This window comes from Peribacillus simplex (assembly GCF_001578185.1).
GTDB lineage: Bacteria > Bacillota > Bacilli > Bacillales > DSM-1321 > Peribacillus > Peribacillus simplex_A.
Genome location: NZ_CP011008.1, coordinates 1669031 through 1690475, shown reverse-complemented (window position 1 = coordinate 1690475; position 21445 = coordinate 1669031). Strand labels below are relative to the sequence as shown.

Here is a 21445-nt window from a genome sequence, read left to right as displayed (position 1 = left end):
TATTGGATTAAATCATTTATATGTGAAAGTAACTGAACTCGAGTTAAAACCAAACTATTCCTATTATGCACGAAAAAAACAAGCATTAACAGTAAAATGAATAAAAATTTCATTCATTTGATTATGTATATCCTGATCATTTATAAATGGAAAAGGACCCGGCTCCTGCCGAGTCCCAAGGACGAAGGCTCAGCCTTTAAGTAGAACACGTCCAAATCATTTGATTAACATCAAAAAAGCGGGAAATTTCCCGCCTTCCTGAAAAAATTATCTACGTAGACCTAATTTGTTAATTAGTGTACGGTAACGAGTAACGTCTGTGTTACGTAGGTAAGTTAAAAGATTACGACGTTTACCTACCATTTTAAGAAGACCGCGACGTGAATGGTGGTCCTTTTTATGTGTGCGTAAGTGACCGTTCAAGTTGTTGATTTCTTCTGTTAAAACTGCGATTTGAACTTCTGGAGACCCAGTGTCAGTATCGTGAGTTCTGAACTCAGCGATAAGTTCGTTTTTGCGTACTTGTGTAATTGCCATGTTATTATTCCTCCTAAAATTCTGTAAAATCACCTATTACCGAGCCAGCGTCGGAGTCTCGACTAGCCAAGCAATGGTTATTTTCATACATACAATAGAATACATGTTTTTCATTAAAATTGCAAGTCTTGTCTATTACTGCCCTTTTTATGCGTTCAGTTTTGAAAAATAGACTATTGTATTTTGCTTATCCGTTTCAATCTGAGCGACCAATGCTTCAAGTCCGGAAAATTTCTGCTCACTCCGAAGCCTTGTATGCCATTCAACCGAAACCTGATCGCCATAAATATCTCCTGAGAACTCCAAGGCATGGACCTCCACAGTAGGGTATTTTGGCTTTTCTTCGTGGAACGTAGGTTTGTATCCGACATTGCAAACTCCGCAAAACCATTTACCGCTTATTTTGATCCTGACGGCATATACGCCTGCAGCAGGGAAGATATAATCGTCACTTACTTCAATATTAGCGGTGGGGAACCCCAACTTCCTGCCCCGTTTTTCACCGTGGATGACATGCCCTTTCGTTAAATAGCGCCGGCCAGCCAAATGATAAAAGTCGGAAAAGTTGCCATTACCGAGAGTTTCCCTGATTCTCGTCGAACTAACCTTTTCATCTTCAAGTGTCTGTTTTTCAACGACAGTCTGCGAAAACCTTCCTTGGGCGTAAACAGGCAAATCTTTCATTGACCCTTGACCATACCGACCGTATGAATAATCAAAGCCTGCTACGACGTGACGGACATTCAGCCCGGCAATGTATTCGTCAACGAACCGTTCCGGCAGTACCGAAGCAAATTCCTTGCTGAAATGGACTATGAATAAGTAATCTATGTCCATCGACTCTATGATATCCACCTTATCTTCAAGTGGAGTAATATAGCGGATATTTTCCGTTTTCCTCCCCAGTACTGCTGAAGGATGCGGGTCAAATGTCATGACTGCTGACTTAAGATTCATTTCATCGGCTTTTTGCTTGGCGGTTTGAATAACAATCTGATGTCCTTTATGTATACCATCAAAAAATCCAAGCGCCATTACAAGCTCAGGAAAATCATCCGATTTAAATTGATGAGGATGCTCTATTGCGATCACTTTCACCTTTCAATCTCCTCTTTCCGACGGTAAAACGGTCTATAATTCTTGTGCCAATACTTTTACAGGTTTAATTAACCCCACTTTTGTCGGATGTATTTGATAAATGGCAATCGCCTTACCTGATGGGTCGACCATCACAAAAGGCTTACCTTTTTCAACAATGACATCCTCTGTTTGTTCCAATACCGCACCGTTAAGTACTTTCTTTGCTACTTTATCACTAATCTGAAATTTGGGCAAATGAAATAATCCCCGCTCCAATGGCAACAGAAAACCATCCGTTCGTTCGGTTTCCATGAATTCTTCCACCTCAGCAAATGTAAAACAATCCTCTTGCTTAAAACCTGCTGATTCAATACGGGTTAAATCTGACATATGGGCAGGAAACCCCAATTCTTCACCCATCATGACTGCAAGTGTCCGAATATACGTACCTTTGCTGCACTTGACGCGAAAACGGAAAGAAATGGTTTCCCCTTTGAATTCAGAACGATCATCGAGAAGGGTAATTTCATAGATGGAGACCTCTCTTGTCGGCCTCTCCACTTCTACTCCTGCACGAGCATATTCATATAACTTCTTCCCGTTTACCTTAACAGCCGAAAACATTGGCGGAGTCTGTTCAATTTTCCCAGTCAATGATTCGAGCATCTCTAGAATCCGTTCACGCGGAATCACTTGTTCAACCTTTTTCTCTTCCACTTTTTCACCGCTTGCGTCTTCAGTTGTCGTTGAAAAACCAAGGGTCACTTCCCCTTCATACGCTTTGCCGGCTTCTGTCAAATATTCAGCAATTTTAGTTGCCCTGCCAATACAAATAGGTAAAACCCCTGTTACATCGGGATCTAAAGTACCTGTATGCCCAACCTTTTTCGTCTTTAAAATCTTTCTTAATTTAAAAACACAATCATGGGATGTCAATCCCTTGGGTTTCCATAATGGAAGAATACCGTTCACGCTTTCACCTCATCATTTATAAAACACCCTAAACGGTTATCATGAAGCAAAATAAATTTCAATTCCGAAAGGTGTTTTTTTGATTTTTAAATATTTCATTTTCAAAAAAAAGAGACCGACTTCAAGAAGTGCAAAGCACTTTTTGAGTCGGCCTCCTTTTACTGCTTGCTTATTCTTCGTCTTTTTCAGCCGGTTTGTCCTCTGAATTGATTTGGGAAATCAACGACTCGATACGATTACCATAATCAACTGATTCATCAAATTCAAAAAACAGCTCTGGGGTCTTGCGCAGGCGGATTCTTTGCCCAATTTCTGAACGCATGAATCCTTTTGCCTTTGCTAGGCCTTGCAAGGTTTTCTCCCGTTGTTCCTGGTCACCCAAAACGGAAATATAAACAGTTGCCTGCTGTAAATCGCCTGTAACCTCAACATCCGTCACAGTTACAAATCCGATTCTTGGATCTTTAATTTTTCGGCCGATAATTTCACTCAGCTCTTTTTTCATTTGTTCGCCAACACGATTTGAACGAAGGCTCATAATATCACCTCGATAGCCTAAAGCCAGTCTATATCTGTTATTGTTCGCTCTAGTTCCGGAAAAGAATCTAGAAATTTAAGGGCATTTTGAAGTTCCCGCTCTGTAGCCTTCCTTGAGGATGTTACGGTTACGATAGTAATCTTTGTCCGCTGCCATAAATCCTGAAAATCGGTCTCGGCTACAGAAATATTGAACTTCTGTTTAAGCCGTGTCATGACACGCTGAAGCACGGCCCGTTTTTCTTTCAATGAATGGGTGTCATGGATGATGCATTCACATTGGACAGAGCCAACGATCATTTACGTTCAATCTCTTCCATTACATAAGCTTCGATTACATCGCCTTCTTTAAGGTCGTTGTAATTTTTAATGGTAATACCGCATTCGTAGTTCGTTGCCACTTCTTTTACATCATCTTTAAAACGTTTCAATGCATCAATTTCACCTTCGTAAATGACGACACCTTCACGAATTAAGCGAATACCGCTATCACGTGTAATTTTTCCTTCTGTGACATATGAACCGGCAATCGTACCTACTTTAGATACTTTGAAAGTAGTACGAACTTCAGCCTGACCGATAATTTTTTCTTCGAATTCAGGGTCAAGCATCCCTTTCATAGCCGACTCGATCTCTTCGATCGCTTTATAGATGATGCGGTGAAGGCGGACATCAACATTTTCTGATTCAGCTGCACGCTTTGCATTCACGTCAGGACGGACGTTAAATCCGATGACGATTGCATTGGAAGCTGTAGCAAGGATGATGTCAGACTCTGTAATTGCACCGACGCCAGTGTGAATGATTTTCACTTTAGCGCCTTCCACTTCTATTTTATTCAGGGAAGCGGCTACTGCTTCCGCAGAACCTTGAACATCCGCTTTTAGAATGATGTTCAATTCTTTAATTTCCCCTTCTTTCATTTGCTCGAACAATGTATCAAGCGTTACACGGGATTTTTCATTACGTTGTGAAGCAAGTTGTCTCTGTGCACGCACTTCCCCAACTTGACGGGCCGTTTTCTCATCTTCAAAGACGATGAAACGATCACCGGCTTGTGGCACTTCGTTCAATCCAGTGATTTCAACCGGTGTTGAAGGACCTGCATCCTTAACACGGCGTCCAAGATCGTTAAGCATAGCACGGACACGGCCGAATGTATTACCGATAACAATCGGATCTCCGACTTTCAACGTACCGTTTTGAACAAGCAAAGTAGCAACCGATCCGCGACCTTTATCCAAACGCGCTTCGATAACCGTTCCATTTGCTTTACGAGATGGATTCGCTTTATACTCCTCCACTTCACTGACAAGAAGAATCATTTCAAGCAAGCTATCGATACCCTCACCGTTTTTAGCTGAAATTGGTACGAAAATTGTGTCTCCGCCCCAAGCTTCAGAAACTAAACCATGTTCAGTCAATTCTTGCATGACACGGTCCGGATTGGCAGCTTCTTTATCCATTTTATTGACAGCGACGATAATTGGTACTTCTGCCGCTTTAGCATGGTTAATCGCTTCAATCGTTTGAGGCATAACACCATCATCCGCCGCAACAACCAGGATCGTGATATCAGTAACTTGTGCACCGCGGGCACGCATTGTTGTAAAAGCAGCATGGCCTGGTGTATCTAGGAATGTTATTTTCTTATCGTTTACTTTAACTTGATAAGCACCGATATGCTGAGTTATTCCGCCTGCTTCGCCTTCTGTAACTTTTGTATGGCGTATAGAATCAAGCAATGTTGTTTTACCATGGTCAACGTGCCCCATGATCGTTACGACAGCCGGACGTTCAATCAAATCTTCAGAAGCGTCTTCAGTGACTAGTGACTCAAGGTCGGTCAGGTCAACACGAATCTCTTCTTCGGCCACTACACCGTATTCTGTACAAATCAATTCAATTGCATCTTTATCCAAAGTTTGGTTGATTGTAGCCATAACACCAAGCATAAAGAGCTTTTTAATGATTTCAGAAGGTTCACGATGAAGTTTTTTACCAAGTTCCATAACGGTCAAAGACTCATAAAACGTAATTTTTTCTGGAAGTTCTCTTTCCTTACGCTTTGTAACGGGAGCCTGTGGGGCTTGTTGTCTTTGTTTATTATTTTTATTCTTATTATTGCGGCCCCTGTTAAACTGCCCCGTTGGTTTTTTCGTACCTACAGGTTTAACTGGTGGTTTCTTCTTCAGTTTTTCTTTATTAACTGTGCTCTTTTCATCCGCTTCAGCTTCGTACTTCGCAACCGTAGCGTTTGCCTTTGGTTCAGCAGCTTGGCTTTTATCTTCGTTTTTAGGTTTAATTGAATCGTTTAATTTATTTACAGTTGAATCGTCTAATGCTGTCATATGGTTTGTTACCTCTATATTCATTTCTTTAAGTTTATTTATTACATCCTTGCTTGAAACGTTCTTTTGTTTTGCATATTCATATACACGCAATTTTGTCATACGTTCACCCCCGTAAAATTTAATCGAGCAGCGTTCGGAGTTTTTGTGCAAAACCTTCATCCAGAACTGCGACGGCAACTCTAGCATCCTTACCTATCGCATGGCCGAGCATAGACCTGCTTTCGACTCTTTTTAAAGGAACCTGATAAAATGCGCACTTATCAGATATTTTTTTTTCAGTGTTTTTTGAAGCGTCCGCGGATAAAATAACAACTTTGGCATTACCGCTTCTAATCTCTTTAACCACTAATTCTTCACCCGAAATTAGCTTGCGTGCCCGATTGGCCAAACCTAATAGAGACATCCATTGTTGTTGTTGGGTCATGGTGTTAGTTTTTCTCCTTATTCACTAATTCAAGCAATTGTTCATAAAGGGAAGAATCGATTTGGGTACTAAGGTGATTAGCCAGCACGTTTTTCTTTTTGGCCAGCTCGATAACATCCCGATCAAGAGTCAAATAAGCTCCCCTTCCCGATTTCTTTCCGGTCGGATCAAGGCTGACTTCCCCTTCTTTAGATCGAACGATGCGAATGAGTTCTTTCTTCGGCTTCATTTCACCTGTAGCCACACATTTACGCATCGGGATTTTTTTTCGGCTATTCATCTTTTTTCACCTCTGAATTACTCGTTATCCTCTTCGAAATCTGTTTCCTCTTCATTAACATAACTATCTCTGCTCAAAAGGAATTCCTGTTCTTCCACTGGATAAATACCAGCTTCGCGGGCTTCCGTTTCACTCTTGATATCAATTTTCCAGCCTGTAAGTTTGGCAGCTAAACGGGCATTTTGTCCGCGCTTACCAATTGCCAGGGAAAGTTGATAATCCGGAACGATCACAGTCGTCGCCTTTTCCTCTTCTTTTACGATAACTTCAAGTACTTTTGAAGGGCTTAAAGCATTCGCAACGAAAATGACCGGATTCTCCGACCATTTAACGATATCGATTTTTTCACCCTTCAACTCATTGACGATGGCCTGAACACGCTGTCCTTTTTGGCCTACACATGAACCGACAGGATCGACTTCTTCGTTATCTGAGTGCACGGAGATTTTTGAACGGTCGCCTGCTTCGCGGGCAACTGACTTAATTTCTACTGTTCCATCAAAAATTTCAGGCACTTCGATTTCGAATAAACGTTTTAAAAGGCCAGGATGTGAACGGGATACAAAAATTTGCGGGCCCTTAGAAGTTTTTTCAACTTTAGTGATGAAAACTTTAATGCGATCATGAGGTTTATACTGTTCATTCGGCATTTGCTCATTCACCGGGAGCAAAGCTTCGATTTTACCTAGGCTCACATAGATGAATCGTGAATCTTGGCGTTGAACGATGCCAGTCATGATATCCTCTTCCCGATCAATGAATTCGGCATAAATGATGCCTCGTTCTGCTTCACGCACTCTTTGAGTAACGACTTGTTTTGCAGTTTGTGCAGCGATACGGCCGAAATCCTTTGGTGTTACTTCCATTTCGACAATATCCTCTAACTGGTAGTTGGGATCAATTGCTCTTGCTTCTTCAACAGAAATTTCCAGACGTGAATCGAATACTTCGTCAACAACGTCTTTTCTGGCAAATACACGCATAGTTCCTTTACCAAGGTTCAAGTCGATACGTACATTTTGTGCTTGGTTAAAGTTACGGCGATATGCCGATATAAGAGCAGCTTCAATCGCGTCGATCAAAACTTCCCTGGAAATTCCTTTTTCGTTTTCTAAAATATAGAGAGCATCCAATAACTCATTGCCCATGGTGATCCCCCTTACGGATATTTAAATTAATGATTTGCTTGACTTAAGAGAAGGTAATCGCCAATCTTGCTTTGGCCACCTTTTCGAATGGTATGACGATGGTTTTCTTTCTTGTCTTGATTCTGACTTCGAGTGTCACTTCTTTACCATCGAAACTGGTTAAGATTCCTTCGAATTCTTTTTCATCTAAAATGGGCTCGTATGTTTTTATGTAAACATTTTTACCGATAGCTTTAAGGAAATCCTTCTCTTTTTTCAGAGGCCTTTCAGCTCCGGGAGATGAAACTTCGAGAAAATAATTTTGTGGAATCGGATCAACCTCATCAAGCTTTTCACTGAGTTTTTCACTCACATTTCCGCAATCTTCAATATCTACGCCTGTTTCTTTATCAATGTACACTCGAAGGAACCAGCTTTTACCTTCCTTCACATACTCCACTTCGACTAATTCAAGCTGCAATTCTTCAAGAATTGGTAATGCAAATTCCTCTACAACTTCCGTTACCTTTTTACTCATTTGTTTCCTCCATACGTGCGTTGTATGCGCTTGGTTTCGGATTCAAAATTAAATGGTCAATACAACACGAAAGAGTGGGTTTCCCCACTCTTGCCATTGGTTCCTCTTAGTATTTCCAATAAAAATATACCATAATCAAGATATTTATGCAAATACCATGTCTGTTTCTTCCTTTTTGACAACAGTTTCCTCTTTAAAATAATGATAACTGATTTTGTTCAGGCAATGACTCCAGACAGCCTTGTTTATCAAGGTATTCAAGGATGGTCTTCGAAACCTTCCCCCGTTGTTGTAGGTCTTCTTTCGAGAGGAATTCACCATTCTTGCGTGCGTTGACGATATTGATGGCGGCATTCGTTCCAAGACCAGGTATTGAATTGAAAGGCGGTATCAAAGTATTTCCTTCAATTAAGAATTGATCAGCACTTGATTTGTACAAGTCCACTTTAGCGAACGCATATCCGCGTTCACACATTTCCAAAGCTAGTTCAATAACCGTCAATGTATTCTTTTCCTTTGTGGATGCATCCAATCCCTTTACGGTAATTTCCTCCATTTTCGTTTTTATTGCTTGCGGCCCCCGTGTCATGGCATCGATTTCAAAATCATCGGCACGCACTGTGAAATAGGCTGCATAATACAATAAAGGCAGATGCACTTTAAAATAGGCTATCCGGACAGCCATTAAGACGTAAGCTGCAGCATGGGCTTTCGGGAACATGTATTTAATCTTCTTACATGAATCGATGTACCATTCCGGCACCTCATTTTTCCTCATTTCCTCTTCAAATTCCTCCGAGAGCCCTTTCCCTTTACGTACAGATTCCATAATTTTGAACGCCAGGGATGGATCGAGCCCTTGATAAATCAGATAAACCATAATATCATCACGACAGCCTATAACCTCACTTAGCGTGCATATCCGGTTGTGGATCAGTTCCTGTGCATTGCTCAGCCACACATCGGTACCATGAGAAAGCCCTGAGATCTGAACAAGCTCGGAAAATGTCGTAGGTTTCGTATCTTCAAGCATCTGCCGGACGAAACGCGTTCCAAATTCGGGAATGCCGAGTGTACCCGTTTTACACATGATCTGTTCTTCTGTAACTCCTAAAGATTCGGTACTGCTGAATATTTTCATTACTTCAGGATCATCTGTGGGAACGGTCTTTGGATCGATGCCGCTTAAGTCTTGAAGCATCCGGATCACAGTCGGATCATCATGTCCAAGGATATCTAGTTTCAAAATATTATCGTGAATGGAATGGAAATCAAAGTGAGTTGTTTTCCATTCGGAATTCCTGTCATCAGCAGGGAACTGAATAGGTGTGAAATCATAAATATCCATATAATCAGGAACAACGATGATTCCGCCTGGATGCTGTCCTGTCGTCCGTTTCACCCCTGTACAACCGGCAACAAGTCGATCAGTCTCAGCTCCGCGCATATGGATGTTATTATCAGCGGAATACCCTTTTACATATCCATAAGCCGTTTTTTCAGCGACAGTACCAATCGTTCCCGCACGATATACATATTCTTCACCGAATAAGACTTTAGTGTAGTTATGGGCCTTTGGCTGATATTCACCAGAGAAGTTCAAATCGATATCGGGAACCTTATCCCCTTTAAATCCAAGGAAGGTTTCAAACGGGATATCATGCCCGTCTTTTGTATAAGCAATGCCACATTCGGGACAGTCCTTATCTGGGAGGTCAAACCCCGAACCTACAGAACCGTCATTGAAGAATTCGGATTTCTTGCACTCCGGACATACATAATGTGGCGGAAGAGGATTTACCTCCGTAATTTCAGTCATCGTGGCAACGAAAGATGATCCAACCGATCCCCTTGAGCCAACGAGATACCCATCATTCAATGATTTTTTTACTAGTTTATGAGAAATTAAATAAATAACGGCAAAACCGTGGCCAATGATGCTTTTCAATTCTTTCTCAAGACGGGCTTCCACGATTTCCGGCAGGTTCTCTCCATAGATCTTCCTTGCCATGCCATAACTCATCTCACGCATCTCTTCTTCGGCACCTTCAATTTTAGGTGTATATAGCTCATCCTTGATTGGCTTGATTTCATCAATCATATCAGCGATTTTATTGGTGTTGGTTACCACGACCTCTTTGGCTTTCTCTGAACCAAGGAAGGAAAACTCCCGTAGCATTTCATCAGTTGTCCGAAAATGTACGTCAGGCAGCTTATGACGATTCAGCGGGTTTGCTCCACCTTGTGAATTCACAAGGATTTTCCGGTAAATTTTATCATTTGGATCCAAATAATGTACATTCCCCGTCGCTACGACTGGCTTATCCAATTTTTCACCGAGCTTGACGATATTGGAGATGATCGTTTCTAACGATTTATCATCCCGGACATATTCAAGATCAATCAGATGCTGATACACTTCCTTCGGATGAATTTCAAGATAATCGTAGAATTCTGCGATTTCGACGACTTCCTCAAACCCCTTCTGCATCATCCCTTCAAAAACTTCCCCTTTATCGCATCCCGATCCGACCAAAATTCCTTCACGATACTTTTTAAGTTGTGAACGCGGTATCCGGGGAACACGATAAAAATAATCGATGTGCGATATTGAAATTAATTTGAAAAGGTTTTTTAAGCCAGCCTGTGTTTGCGCGATCAACGTACAATGGGATGGCCGGGAACGCTGATAAGCGTTTCCTTTACCCATATTGTCATTAAGCTGATCATGATGGGTAATCTCTTTTTCCATTGCATCCTTCAGCATCTTCAGCATTAGGTAACCTGTAGCTTCGGCATCATAAATGGCCCTATGATGCTGGGTCAAATCAATGTCGAATTTTTTACATAATGTATTTAACCGATGATTTTTAAACTCCGGATATAAGAAACGGCCAAGTTCTAATGTATCAAGAACAGGATTGGAAGCTTTAGGATATCCCATGTTTTTATAACCTATATTCAAAAAGCCCATATCGAAGGCTGCGTTGTGGGCAACAAGGATCGCATCGCCTGCCCAGTTCTTGAACTTTTCTAGTACTTCCGAGACTTCTGGAGCATTTTCCACGAGATCATCAGTGATTCCAGTCAAGTCTATCGTCGTATTGGATAATGGGTGATGCGGATTCGCAAATGACTCAAATCTATCAATGATGTCCCCGTCACGAATTTTCACTGCAGCAAATTCAATGATCGTATCATAAACAGCTGACAGACCAGTCGTCTCTACGTCAAACACAACGTAGGTGGCATCTGCCAAAGGAATATGCGCCTCATTATAAACAATGGGCACCCCATCATTCACAAGGTTCACTTCGACGCCATAAAGGATTTTAATACCATTCTTTTTCCCGGCACTATAAGCTTCAGGGAATGATTGTGCACCTGCGTGATCCGTAATGGCAACAGCCTTATGCCCCCACTTGGCAGCCTGGGCAACAAGAGCAGAAGTAGGCGTCACTGCATCCATCTGGCTCATCGGGGTATGCATATGCAGTTCTACACGCTTTTCACCTTCAGGTGCCTTATCCTGCCGTCCTTGTTTAGAAATTTCATTTATATCATTTGCGATCATTACCAGGTCACGTACGAATGTATCATTTTGGATACTGCCTTGGGCACGTACCCACATCCCTTTTTTCACTCGGGCAAGTATGGCAGCATCCTCTTTATCACGCGAAAACATTTTGACTAATATTGAGCTTGTATAATCCGTGACTTTAAATGTCAAGAGGCTCCGTCCGCTGCGTAACTCACGGACTTCTGCATCAAAAACGAATCCTTCGACAGCAATCCTGCGTTCTTCATCGATAATCTGTTCGATTCTGCGGAAATCCGCATCTTCTTTAATCGTATAGCCAATTTTAACCGGTCCTTCGTAGACGCCTTCGTCGCCGCCTTTTTCCGATTCTTTTTTCTGCATTTCCACTAAGGCAGCAAGTCCCTTTTCCGCGTCTTCCTTTTGTTTCTCTTCTAAAAACTTCTGGTAATCAGGATTCGAAACCGTTTCCTTCACTTCCGCTTCCAGAGTCAACGGGGGAAAACCGAAAGTTTGGTAGATATTCGAAATGATGCCGGAGTACTTACGTTTCAATTGGCCAGCCTCCGTATCATTCCGGGCGCTTACGATAAGTTTATATCCATTCACTGCGGGCTCTTGTTCATTCAGAAGTGACAACAGGGCTGGAGACATTCCTTCAAGCTCGCCAATGCAGTTTTTCCAATATTCTTTTACCAATTGTTCCGTCACTTGCGGATTGACCACATTTAAGTTGAACGTTACCTTCGCAATATGGGAAAACGTACTTGCTAATTGAGTAGCAAGTCTTGTATGAACACTGCAAGGAATTAATGCAGGTATATTAAAGGCAAAATGCCATTTTTTGGACTCCCTCTCGATTGAGAGTTTATCAATTTCGGCACCTATGAAATAATTCACAAAGGCATCCTCAGTCAAGTCCATTTGCTGGAGCAAGAGTTGAAATCTCTCTCTACCGCTATTTGGATTTTGATCCATTTCCTCTCTCCCCTATCTACTATCTCTAAGATATTATTCATTATCATTTTCACTATGATATCAGAGGCTATTATAACATATCACGAGTGTTTCACTAGTATCTAAATCCATGAAAAAAAAGGCATCATCCAATTGAATGATGCCTAATTCCCCAATTTTTAAAATTACCCAAGTATTTCTTGAAGCTTTTGAATAAGTTCAGCTCTTTCTATTTCAAGAACCTCACCCGTTTTACGGATTTTCACTTCTACGATTCCCTCGGATGCCTTTTTACCGACCGTCACCCTGACAGGAAGACCGATCAGGTCAGAGTCGGCAAATTTTACGCCAGCACGTTCTTGACGATCATCCATAAGAACATCCATGCCTTGTGCCTTTAGATCATTATACAAATCTTCTGCCAGGACAGCCTGAGCCTCATCCTTCATATTGATTGGAATCAAATGGACTTGGTATGGTGCTAAATTCGCTGGCCAGACCAATCCTTTTTCATCGTTGAATTGTTCAGCTACAGCTGCAAGCGTACGTGAAACACCAATTCCATAGCAGCCCATTATCATAGGCTGAGACCGTCCATTCTCATCCAGGAATGTTGCATTCATAGCTTCGGAATATTTTGTTCCCAGCTTGAATACGTGGCCTACCTCAATTCCTTTGGCAAATTTAATTTTTCCGTTTCCGTCCGGTGATGGGTCACCCTCTTGAATGAAACGAAGGTCTATAAAATTGTCCACGTTAAAATCACGAGTGGGATTTACGTTCATATAATGATGGTCTTCTTCATTTGCACCACAGATTCCATTAACCATTGCTTCTACGGCAACATCGGCTATCAATTCCACTTCAGATGTGACATTGATTGGTCCAAGGGATCCAATTGCACATCCTAAGACTTCTTTCGTTTCATTCGGATCGACCAATTCAACGATTGAAGCGTTATAGAAATTCTTCAGCTTGATATCATTGACTTCATGATCCCCTCGTACCAATACAAGCACATACTTTTCATCCACTTTAAACAATAGCGATTTGATCAGTTTCTCTGCATCTGTATTTAAGAATGAAGCCACTTCTTCAATAGATTTTTGGCCAGGTGTATGAATTTTTTCAAGTGCAATTTGTGCTTCGGAACTTTTTTCATATTTTACACTCACCGGTGCCATTTCAATATTCGCTGCATATTCGGAAGTATCAGAATAGGCGATGGTATCTTCCCCTATTTCGGATAGGACCATGAATTCGTGTGTATCCTTTCCGCCCATCGCCCCAGAATCAGCAATGACGGCACGGAAGTCCAACCCACAACGGCTAAATATATTTGAATATGCCGCATATATATTTTTATAAACAGCATCCAGGCTTTCTTGATTGGCATGGAAAGAATAAGCGTCCTTCATGATGAACTCACGTCCACGCAACAATCCGAAACGCGGTCTTTTTTCATCACGGAATTTGGTTTGGATTTGGTAAACCGTTAAAGGAAGACGCTTGTATGATTTCACCTCATCACGAACTAAGCTGGTTATCACTTCTTCATGTGTGGCACCTAGCGCAAATTCACGGTTATTGCGGTCCTTAAGGCGCATCAACTCTGGACCATAGGTATACCAGCGTCCAGATTCCTGCCAGAATTCAGCTTGTTGTAAAGCAGGCATCAATAGTTCTACTGCACCAGCATTCTCCAACTCTTCCCGAACGATCGCTTCAACCTTTTGAAGCACCTTTTTTCCAAGCGGCATAAAACTGTAAACCCCGCTGGAGTTTTGTCTCATAAATCCTGCACGTAATAGAAGCTGATGACTTTTGATTTCAGCATCTGCAGGCACTTCTCTCAATGTAGGGATTAACGTCATACTTTGTTTCATATCTGCACCTCTTCAATATTTCCTTTAAATTAAACTGCGGCTGCGGTAAAATTCATACTGCAGCATGAATACGGTCATATCATACAAAAAAGTCTTTCTGCGCTATTCAGAAAAGCTAATTTAATATACTCATTCTCGATTATACTTACGATTTCCTTAGAAAACAAACTATTTCCCTAAAACGGTTAAAAAACTAGGAAATGACTATTCCTTCTTGGAGATAAGAAAACAGCCAACAGAAAAAAATCTGCTGGCCTGTTTTACCTTATCCAAACATGTCTTATAAGAAGAACCGCTGAATGTCATTCCATGTAACGACTATCATCAATAACATCAGCAAAGCAAAGCCGATGAAGTGAACCATTCCTTCTTTTTGGCGATCGATCGGTTTTCCTCTTAAGAATTCGACAACAAAGAATAACAGTCTTCCTCCATCCAATGCCGGTAGCGGCAGCAAGTTCATGATTCCCAAGTTAATGCTCAGCAGCCCTGCCCATTTCATTAACGTGAATAAACCTTGTTTCGCTACTTCTTCAGTTGATTTATATATTCCTACAGGACCGGATAGGCTGTCAATCGTAAATCCACCTGTTACGAGGTCACCAAGGATGATGAAAATTTGTTTTGTCCAAAAATATGTTTCCGTAAAACCGTATTGTATAGCTTTAATCGGTGCTTTTTCAACTGGAGGGTAAACTCCGATAATCCCGATTTTCTTACCTTCCCTCTCCACTTCTTGTGGAATGACCGGCACTTCTAACGTTTTCCCGTCCCTGTCCACGACGAACTCGATCTCTTGCCCAGGGTTCTTTTGAATGCTTTCCTGAACATCTTCCCAAGATGAGACTTCCGTCCCTTCTATGGATTGAATGACATCACCAGATTTTAACCCGGCATTAACAGCCGAACCGTCTGCAGTCAGCTCACCAAGTTTCGCTTCATCCACCACGACCCCTTGAAACAGGCCGATCAACACAAAAATGACAAAAGCCAAAACAAAGTTCATTGCTGGTCCAGCTACTATCGTCAGGAAGCGATGCCCAAGCGACTTTGAAGCAAATTGCCGGTCATATGGAGCAATCTGGTTCTCTACACCATTTTCAACGATTACCGCTTCTTCATGAATGGTAAACGTTTTTAGATTATCTTCCTCACCTTCTTCATAACCAGTAAGGATAAGCTTATGATCAAGGTCGATCACTTCAACTTCCACAAGACGAATATCAGGATATTTATCTTTATTGTTCAAAATGATTTTTGTAACATTCTCATCATTATCAAACATCAATCCTACTCGATAGCCGGGCTTCAATTCTATATTTTCTGCATCTTCACCAGCCATACGCACATACCCGCCCAGCGGAAGCAATCGAATGGTATAAACGGTTTCCTTCTTTTTATATGTGAATACTTTTGGGCCGAAACCGATTGCGAACTCACGGCATAAAATTCCGGCACGCTTTGCAAACACTAAGTGTCCAAGCTCATGGAAAAATACAAGAGCGCCAAAAATGATGATGAACGCTATAATCGTTTCTAAAGTCTGCATGTTCCGGTCACCTATCTTTCACTAAGGATTCTATATACTGCCTTGTCATATTATCCACTTCCTGAATCGTTTCTAAATCCGGAAGGGCCATCACGGAATGCTGATTCAGCGCTCTTTCAATTAACGTTTCAATTTCAAGGAAGGATACCTTTCCAGATAAGAAAGCAGCGACTGCCGCTTCATTGGCGGCATTCAGCACGGTAGTCATCGTTCCGCCCATTTTACCCGCTTTATAGGCAAATTGCAAACAAGGATATCTAGTGAAATCCATATCGCTAAAATGCAGTTTGCCTGCTTCAGCCAAATTCAGGCGCTTGCGTCCTGCCAACGGAATACGGTCCGGATAAGTAAGTGCATATTGAATCGGCACTCGCATATCCGGTGTTCCCAGTTGTGCAATCACGCTGGAGTCATGAAACTCAACCATGGAATGGATGATACTCTCCTTATGTAGCAATACATCAATTTTATCGTATGGAAGATCAAATAGCCAGTGGGCCTCAATCACTTCCAAACCCTTATTCATCATTGATGCTGAATCAATCGTGATTTTAGCTCCCATTGACCAGTTCGGATGGTTCAATGCCTCTTCCACCGTTACATCCTTCAATTCTTCCCTGGTCCGATCGCGAAAACTGCCACCTGAAGCAGTAATGACAAGACGTTCTATATTTTTTTCCTTTTCACCCTGCAATGCCTGAAAAATAGCGGAATGCTCGCTGTCAACCGGCAGCAAACGAACCCCCGCTTTTTTAGCTTCACTTATGACCAAATGACCTGCCGTTACCAAAGTCTCCTTGTTGGCGATAGCAATATCTTTTTTAGCCTTTATCGCTTGAAGCGTCGGATAAAGGCCCACGCTTCCGATGACGGCATTGACCAATATTGTCGCCTGATCATATACAGCAACAGCAGACAGTCCCTCATCGCCATACATGAACTCGATATCTTTGCGGCTGAAGAATTCACTTTTCAAAACATGATAATCTTCTTCCGTCTGGACCGAAACTAGTTTCGGTTCAAACTCTTGTATATAAGTCCTGACCAATTCTATATTCTTTCCAGCAGAAAGAGCCACTATCTTGAATTGGTCAGGATGTGACCTCACCACATCCGCTGTTTGTTGACCAATCGAACCTGTCGCGCCCAAAAGGCTGATGTTTTTCAAATTGCTCATCTCCTAATTCATATAACACTGCCTATTTTTATATTATAAAACATGCAATAAATGCAAAATCGGTAAAATGAATATCAAGCTATCAAGCCTGTCCAAAATTCCGCCATGTCCCGGGAGAAGCTTGCCGGAATCCTTAACCCCATAATGACGTTTATACGCCGATTGGACGAGGTCCCCCAATTGGCCGAATACCCCAATGATTAATGAAATCAATAATAATTGTAATAACGTGTAGTCAAGACTCGAGAAGATGTAAAATAGCACACCCACTACCATCGCAGAAAATAACCCGCCGATAAATCCTTCCACAGTCTTGTTTGGACTTATTTCTGGCCATAGCTTCCTTTTACCAAGTGATTTACCTATGAAGTAAGCTCCGGAGTCGGTTGCCCAGATCGTGAATAGGGTAAGCAAGATATAGATCAGACCCAGTCCTAAAGCGTCACGTGTTTCAAATAGGAAGTAGAAACCCATTCCCAAGTATAAGATTGAAATCACTAAAAAGCCTGCGTCATCAAAAGTAAAACGGTTTTTAGAAACAACTGTATAAAGTAACAGCAGCAAAACCCCGATTAGGAAGACTTGCACTTTATCGTAATTTATTTCTGCTAAAAAAGCGGTATGTTCATTAGGCAATAAAAGTACCCACAATAATATATGAGAAAGTAACGCCTCAAAAGATACAACGCGTAAATTTTTCATTTTCATCAGTTCATACAAACCAATGGACCCTAACAGATAAACTGTCAGTAAAAAGGGAACTCCCCCTAAAATGACTAGTGGAATGAAGATAGCGGCAACTACGACCGCCGTAATAATTCGTTGTTTCATTATTCCATTTTCCTCGCCTTCTAAATTAAACGCCACCGAATCTTCGTGAACGTTTTTGATACTCCTCAACTGCCTGCAATAAATGCCCCTCACTAAAATCCGGCCATAGCACCTCTGTAAACCACAGCTCAGTATAAGCCGCCTGCCAAAGCATGAAATTACTCAAACGGATTTCACCACTTGTACGGATCAGTAAATCAGGATCCGACAAATGTTTGGTCATCAGGTAACTGGATATAATTTCCTCTGTTGCATTTTCCTTTATTATACCATTCTTAACATCTTGAATAATGCTATTCACTGCAGATACAATCTCCCCACGGCTTCCATAGTTCAGGGCAAAATTCAGAATCATCCCATCATTATCCTTCGTGTCTTCCATTGCCCGTTTAACTGCATTTTGAGTATGTGAGGGAATGAGTGACAGGTCCCCAATCGTTTCAACTCTTACATTTTCAGAAATGAGCTCGGGTAAAAATGTCCCAAGAAATTCCTGGGGAAGCTTCATCAAAAAGTCGACTTCACTTTTCGGGCGTTTCCAATTTTCAGTGGAAAACGCATAGACTGTCAAAGTTTTGACCCCTAATTTATTGGCAACTTTCGTAATTTTACGAACGGTTTTCATTCCTTCATGATGACCTGCCACACGTGGCAATGCACGCTTTTTGGCCCAGCGGCCGTTTCCATCCATAATGATGGCGATATGCTGAGGAACATCAAACTGTTTAATATGCTGAATCCTATTAGTTACATCGGAAGAAGCATCTTTTTTAACGAAACGCTTCCATAGTGAATACATATGTTAGTCCCCCATCAGGTTGTACTTATCTCTCTACAAAGGCAAAGTTAACGTGCACTATGTATATCAAGCTTTCTGCCGCTTAAAAAGAATCTATATCATAATATCAAAAAAAAACTGGTTCTCATATTATTATTATGAAAATTATTTCTTCATTAGAAGCTAGAAAGGGAGAAATCATTACTTCTTTTTTTCTAAAACCGGTTATGATTACCGTGAAAAATGCAAAAAAAGGACCACCTCCAACGTTTGCATGCAACATACTAACTCAAGGAGTAATCATTATCGGAGAAACCTTATTATAACAGTTTTCTCTTTTAAGCACACCTATATGTTAGAATCAAGACATGACCCAGTATGGATTCGGCCCTCTTTATTTAATCAATTCTTTAAGCAAAATTATACTTCCAAAATTTCTTTTTCTTTATCTTTTGTAATATCATCGATTTTCGTGATATTGCCATCTGTCATCTTTTGGATGTCATCAGCATAGCCACGTAAGTCATCTTCAGTGATTTCACCATTTTTTTCAAGCTTTTTCAAATCATCATTAGCATCGCGACGCACATTACGGACAGCTATTTTCGCTTCTTCCGCTTCTTTTTTAACAACTTTCACAAGTTCTTTTCTGCGTTCTTCAGTTAACGCGGGGATGGCTATCCTGATGATTGAACCATCATTAGAAGGATTCAAGCCTAAGTCTGATTTCAAAATCGCCTTTTCGATTTCACCCAATACCGTTTTATCATATGGTTGAATGACTAAAAGCCTAGCTTCCGGGACAGAAATACCAGCCACCTGATTAACCGGTGTCGGCGAACCATAATAATCAATCGAGATTTTATCAAGCAATGAGGCATTTGCCCTTCCGGCACGGATGCTGGCTAATTCACGTGTATACGCTCCAATGGCTTTTTCCATTTTCGTTTTCGCATTCGAAATAACTTGTTTCGGCATCTTTTATTTCCCCCTTACAATAGTTCCAAGCGTTTCGCCTAGTACGGCTCGTTTAATATTACCTTTTTCCATAATCGAGAAGACGATCAATGGAATATCATTGTCCATGCATAGTGAGGACGCGGTCGAATCCATTACTTCTAAGCCTTCTTTAATCACATCAAGATAGGAAAGCTTATCATACTTCACTGCATTTTTGTCCTTAACCGGATCTGCATTGTATACGCCATCCACATTATTCTTCGCCATCAAGATGACATCAGCTTCAATTTCAGCAGCACGCAGGGCGGCAGTGGTATCCGTTGAGAAGTATGGATTACCTGTACCAGCTGCAAAAATCACCACTCTCTTTTTCTCTAGATGCCTGATTGCACGTCGTCTAATGTATGGTTCTGCAACTTGTCTCATCTCGATGGAAGTTTGTACACGCGTTTCAATTCCAAGCTGATCAAGGCTGTCTTGTAACGCCAATGAGTTCATGACTGTAGCCAGCATCCCCATATAATCGGCATTAGCACGATCCATGCCCATTTCGCTGCCTATTTTGCCGCGCCAAATGTTTCCGCCGCCAACCACAACAGCCACTTCCACATCAAGCTCAGCCACTTCCTTGACTTGTTCAGCAATAGATTTAATTACTGCAGGGTTAATTCCAAATCCTTCTTCACCTGCTAATGCTTCGCCACTTAATTTTAGAACTACACGTTTATATTTAGCGCTACTCATGAGAACCTCCAACTATGTAATCTTTTCATTCGTTCATCATGCTTTCTTGCAATATTACCAAAAATTCATGACATTTCAAAAAATAGGGAACACCAGAGTGTTCCCTATTATTAATTATCTGACAATTAGTCTTTTTTAACTTGGTTCATTACTTCTTCAGCAAAGTTTTCTTGACGTTTTTCAAGACCTTCCCCTACTTCATAACGAACGAATGATTGGATTTTTCCGCCTTTTGATTCAACGAATTGTCCCACTTTTTGATCAGGGTTTTTAACGAAAGCTTGTTCGTTCACACAGATTTCTTCGTAGAATTTATTGATACGTCCTTCAACCATTTTTGCAACGATTTTTTCTGGTTTACCTTCGTTAAGCGCTTGTTGAGTAAGAACTTCGCGTTCGCGATCTAATTCACTAGCATCGACTTGGTCACGAGAGATATATTTAGGGTTAATTGCAGCGATGTGCATTGAAACGCCTTTTGCTGCATCTTCGTCAGTTGTACCTTCAAGAACTGATAGTACGCTGATACGTCCACCCATGTGAAGGTACGCACCAAATGCGTCGTTATCTGTTTTAGTAACAACTTGGAAACGGCGAAGAGTTAATTTTTCTCCGATTTTAGCAACTGCAGCATTGATATGATCTGCAACCTTTTCTCCATTTTCCATTGTTTGTTCAAGAGCAACTTCAACACTTTCAGGTTTGTTAGCAAGAAGGAACGAAGCCAAGTCTTTAACAAGTGTTTGGAATCCTTCGTTTTTTGCAACGAAATCTGTTTCTGAGTTCACTTCAAGAATAACCGCTTGGTTTCCTTCTACAACGATTGAAGTTAAACCTTCAGCAGCAATACGGTCGCCTTTGTTAGCAGCTTTTGCAATTCCTTTTTCACGTAGGAAATCGATTGCTTTTTCCATATCGCCTTCTGTTTGTACAAGTGCCTTTTTACAGTCCATCATACCGGCACCAGTTTTTTCACGCAATTCTTTAACTAATTGTGCAGTGATTGCCATAATATATATCCTCCTCAAATTAAATGCAGTTTATTCAATCTTTACCCATTTTTACCAAAAAATACTTGTTATCATCAAAGAAAATAACGAGCAAAGGCAATATTCCAGAAAAGCCATCCACTTAGTCAGTCAATTTGACGGAACTAAATACTTAATGATTTCTTTT

The 21445-nt window shown here is 41.2% G+C and carries 19 protein-coding genes; all 19 read right to left on the bottom strand.

All coding sequences use genetic code 11. The features are described from left to right. Window positions 1-267: 267 nt before the first annotated feature. The 19 genes from rpsO to tsf all read right to left on the bottom strand — a co-directional run bounded on the left by rpsO (window position 268) and on the right by tsf (window position 21279). Window positions 268-537: a 30S ribosomal protein S15 gene (gene rpsO / locus UP17_RS08000; RefSeq protein ID WP_061462448.1), complete on the bottom strand. Its 270-nt coding sequence runs from the start codon at window positions 535-537 to the stop codon at window positions 268-270. Window positions 538-684: 147 nt separating this feature from the next. Continuing rightward, on the bottom strand, window positions 685-1635 hold the full coding sequence (gene ribF, locus UP17_RS07995; RefSeq protein ID WP_061462447.1) for a bifunctional riboflavin kinase/FAD synthetase: 951 nt from the start codon (window positions 1633-1635) through the stop codon (window positions 685-687). Between the two features lie 33 nt (window positions 1636-1668). Beyond that, on the bottom strand, window positions 1669-2589 hold the full coding sequence (gene truB / locus UP17_RS07990) for a tRNA pseudouridine(55) synthase TruB (protein WP_061462446.1): 921 nt from the start codon (window positions 2587-2589) through the stop codon (window positions 1669-1671). Between the two features lie 169 nt (window positions 2590-2758). Beyond that, the gene (gene rbfA, locus UP17_RS07985; RefSeq protein ID WP_061462445.1) at window positions 2759-3127 is read right to left on the bottom strand and encodes a 30S ribosome-binding factor RbfA; all 369 of its coding nucleotides are present in this window, start codon (window positions 3125-3127) and stop codon (window positions 2759-2761) included. A gap of 17 nt (window positions 3128-3144) precedes the next feature. Beyond that, complete coding sequence (locus UP17_RS07980; RefSeq protein WP_057913375.1) at window positions 3145-3426, bottom strand: DUF503 domain-containing protein; 282 nt, start codon at window positions 3424-3426, stop codon at window positions 3145-3147. Beyond that, window positions 3423-5579, bottom strand: a complete 2157-nt coding sequence (infB, locus tag UP17_RS07975) for a translation initiation factor IF-2 (protein ID WP_061462444.1) — start codon at window positions 5577-5579, stop codon at window positions 3423-3425. Before infB ends, UP17_RS07980 begins: the two co-directional genes overlap by 4 nt. Window positions 5580-5598: 19 nt before the next feature. After that, a complete protein-coding gene (locus tag UP17_RS07970) occupies window positions 5599-5904 on the bottom strand; it encodes a YlxQ family RNA-binding protein (protein ID WP_061144653.1) in 306 nt (101 codons plus the stop codon). A gap of 4 nt (window positions 5905-5908) precedes the next feature. Beyond that, window positions 5909-6184, bottom strand: a complete 276-nt coding sequence (gene rnpM / locus UP17_RS07965; RefSeq protein WP_061462443.1) for an RNase P modulator RnpM — start codon at window positions 6182-6184, stop codon at window positions 5909-5911. Window positions 6185-6201: 17 nt separating this feature from the next. Further along, window positions 6202-7332 carry a transcription termination factor NusA gene (gene nusA, locus UP17_RS07960; protein ID WP_061462442.1) on the bottom strand — a complete coding sequence of 377 codons (1131 nt, stop codon included), beginning with the start codon at window positions 7330-7332 and terminating at the stop codon, window positions 6202-6204. Window positions 7333-7375: 43 nt separating this feature from the next. Further along, the gene (gene rimP, locus UP17_RS07955; RefSeq protein ID WP_061462441.1) at window positions 7376-7849 is read right to left on the bottom strand and encodes a ribosome maturation factor RimP; all 474 of its coding nucleotides are present in this window, start codon (window positions 7847-7849) and stop codon (window positions 7376-7378) included. 193 nt (window positions 7850-8042) lie between these two features. Then, entirely contained in the window at window positions 8043-12365 is a 4323-nt protein-coding gene (locus UP17_RS07950) for a PolC-type DNA polymerase III (RefSeq protein ID WP_061462440.1), read from the bottom strand. Window positions 12366-12529: 164 nt separating this feature from the next. After that, the gene (locus UP17_RS07945; RefSeq protein WP_061462439.1) at window positions 12530-14230 is read right to left on the bottom strand and encodes a proline--tRNA ligase; all 1701 of its coding nucleotides are present in this window, start codon (window positions 14228-14230) and stop codon (window positions 12530-12532) included. 280 nt (window positions 14231-14510) lie between these two features. Then, window positions 14511-15779, bottom strand: a complete 1269-nt coding sequence (gene rseP, locus UP17_RS07940; RefSeq protein WP_061462438.1) for an RIP metalloprotease RseP — start codon at window positions 15777-15779, stop codon at window positions 14511-14513. Between the two features lie 7 nt (window positions 15780-15786). Continuing rightward, window positions 15787-16947 carry a 1-deoxy-D-xylulose-5-phosphate reductoisomerase gene (gene dxr, locus UP17_RS07935; RefSeq protein WP_061462437.1) on the bottom strand — a complete coding sequence of 387 codons (1161 nt, stop codon included), beginning with the start codon at window positions 16945-16947 and terminating at the stop codon, window positions 15787-15789. A 42-nt stretch (window positions 16948-16989) separates the two neighbouring features. Continuing rightward, window positions 16990-17787 (bottom strand): phosphatidate cytidylyltransferase, encoded by a 798-nt coding sequence (locus UP17_RS07930; protein ID WP_061466022.1) that lies wholly within the window; start codon window positions 17785-17787, stop codon window positions 16990-16992. Between the two features lie 25 nt (window positions 17788-17812). Beyond that, the gene (locus UP17_RS07925) at window positions 17813-18586 is read right to left on the bottom strand and encodes an undecaprenyl pyrophosphate synthase (RefSeq protein ID WP_061462436.1); all 774 of its coding nucleotides are present in this window, start codon (window positions 18584-18586) and stop codon (window positions 17813-17815) included. A gap of 399 nt (window positions 18587-18985) precedes the next feature. Then, window positions 18986-19543, bottom strand: a complete 558-nt coding sequence (gene frr / locus UP17_RS07920) for a ribosome recycling factor (protein ID WP_061462435.1) — start codon at window positions 19541-19543, stop codon at window positions 18986-18988. Between the two features lie 3 nt (window positions 19544-19546). After that, complete coding sequence (gene pyrH / locus UP17_RS07915) at window positions 19547-20269, bottom strand: UMP kinase (RefSeq protein WP_061462434.1); 723 nt, start codon at window positions 20267-20269, stop codon at window positions 19547-19549. Window positions 20270-20394: 125 nt separating this feature from the next. Then, window positions 20395-21279 (bottom strand): translation elongation factor Ts, encoded by an 885-nt coding sequence (gene tsf, locus UP17_RS07910; RefSeq protein ID WP_061462433.1) that lies wholly within the window; start codon window positions 21277-21279, stop codon window positions 20395-20397. Window positions 21280-21445 lie beyond the last annotated feature (166 nt).

What these genes read in the sequence shown, in the direction of transcription:
- UP17_RS07925 (WP_061462436.1), bottom strand. Translation starts at nt 18,586, where the DNA reads ATGTATTCACTATGGAAGCGTTTCGTTAAAAAAGATGCTTCTTCCGAT.
- rbfA (WP_061462445.1), bottom strand. Translation starts at nt 3,127, where the DNA reads ATGAGCCTTCGTTCAAATCGTGTTGGCGAACAAATGAAAAAAGAGCTG.
- infB (WP_061462444.1), bottom strand. Translation starts at nt 5,579, where the DNA reads ATGACAAAATTGCGTGTATATGAATATGCAAAACAAAAGAACGTTTCA.
- UP17_RS07945 (WP_061462439.1), bottom strand. Translation starts at nt 14,230, where the DNA reads ATGAAACAAAGTATGACGTTAATCCCTACATTGAGAGAAGTGCCTGCA.
- tsf (WP_061462433.1), bottom strand. Translation starts at nt 21,279, where the DNA reads ATGGCAATCACTGCACAATTAGTTAAAGAATTGCGTGAAAAAACTGGT.
- rpsO (WP_061462448.1), bottom strand. Translation starts at nt 537, where the DNA reads ATGGCAATTACACAAGTACGCAAAAACGAACTTATCGCTGAGTTCAGA.
- pyrH (WP_061462434.1), bottom strand. Translation starts at nt 20,269, where the DNA reads ATGAGTAGCGCTAAATATAAACGTGTAGTTCTAAAATTAAGTGGCGAA.
- frr (WP_061462435.1), bottom strand. Translation starts at nt 19,543, where the DNA reads ATGCCGAAACAAGTTATTTCGAATGCGAAAACGAAAATGGAAAAAGCC.
- rnpM (WP_061462443.1), bottom strand. Translation starts at nt 6,184, where the DNA reads ATGAATAGCCGAAAAAAAATCCCGATGCGTAAATGTGTGGCTACAGGT.
- UP17_RS07970 (WP_061144653.1), bottom strand. Translation starts at nt 5,904, where the DNA reads ATGACCCAACAACAACAATGGATGTCTCTATTAGGTTTGGCCAATCGG.
- UP17_RS07930 (WP_061466022.1), bottom strand. Translation starts at nt 17,787, where the DNA reads ATGAAACAACGAATTATTACGGCGGTCGTAGTTGCCGCTATCTTCATT.
- nusA (WP_061462442.1), bottom strand. Translation starts at nt 7,332, where the DNA reads ATGGGCAATGAGTTATTGGATGCTCTCTATATTTTAGAAAACGAAAAA.
- rseP (WP_061462438.1), bottom strand. Translation starts at nt 15,779, where the DNA reads ATGCAGACTTTAGAAACGATTATAGCGTTCATCATCATTTTTGGCGCT.
- rimP (WP_061462441.1), bottom strand. Translation starts at nt 7,849, where the DNA reads ATGAGTAAAAAGGTAACGGAAGTTGTAGAGGAATTTGCATTACCAATT.
- UP17_RS07980 (WP_057913375.1), bottom strand. Translation starts at nt 3,426, where the DNA reads ATGATCGTTGGCTCTGTCCAATGTGAATGCATCATCCATGACACCCAT.
- UP17_RS07950 (WP_061462440.1), bottom strand. Translation starts at nt 12,365, where the DNA reads ATGGATCAAAATCCAAATAGCGGTAGAGAGAGATTTCAACTCTTGCTC.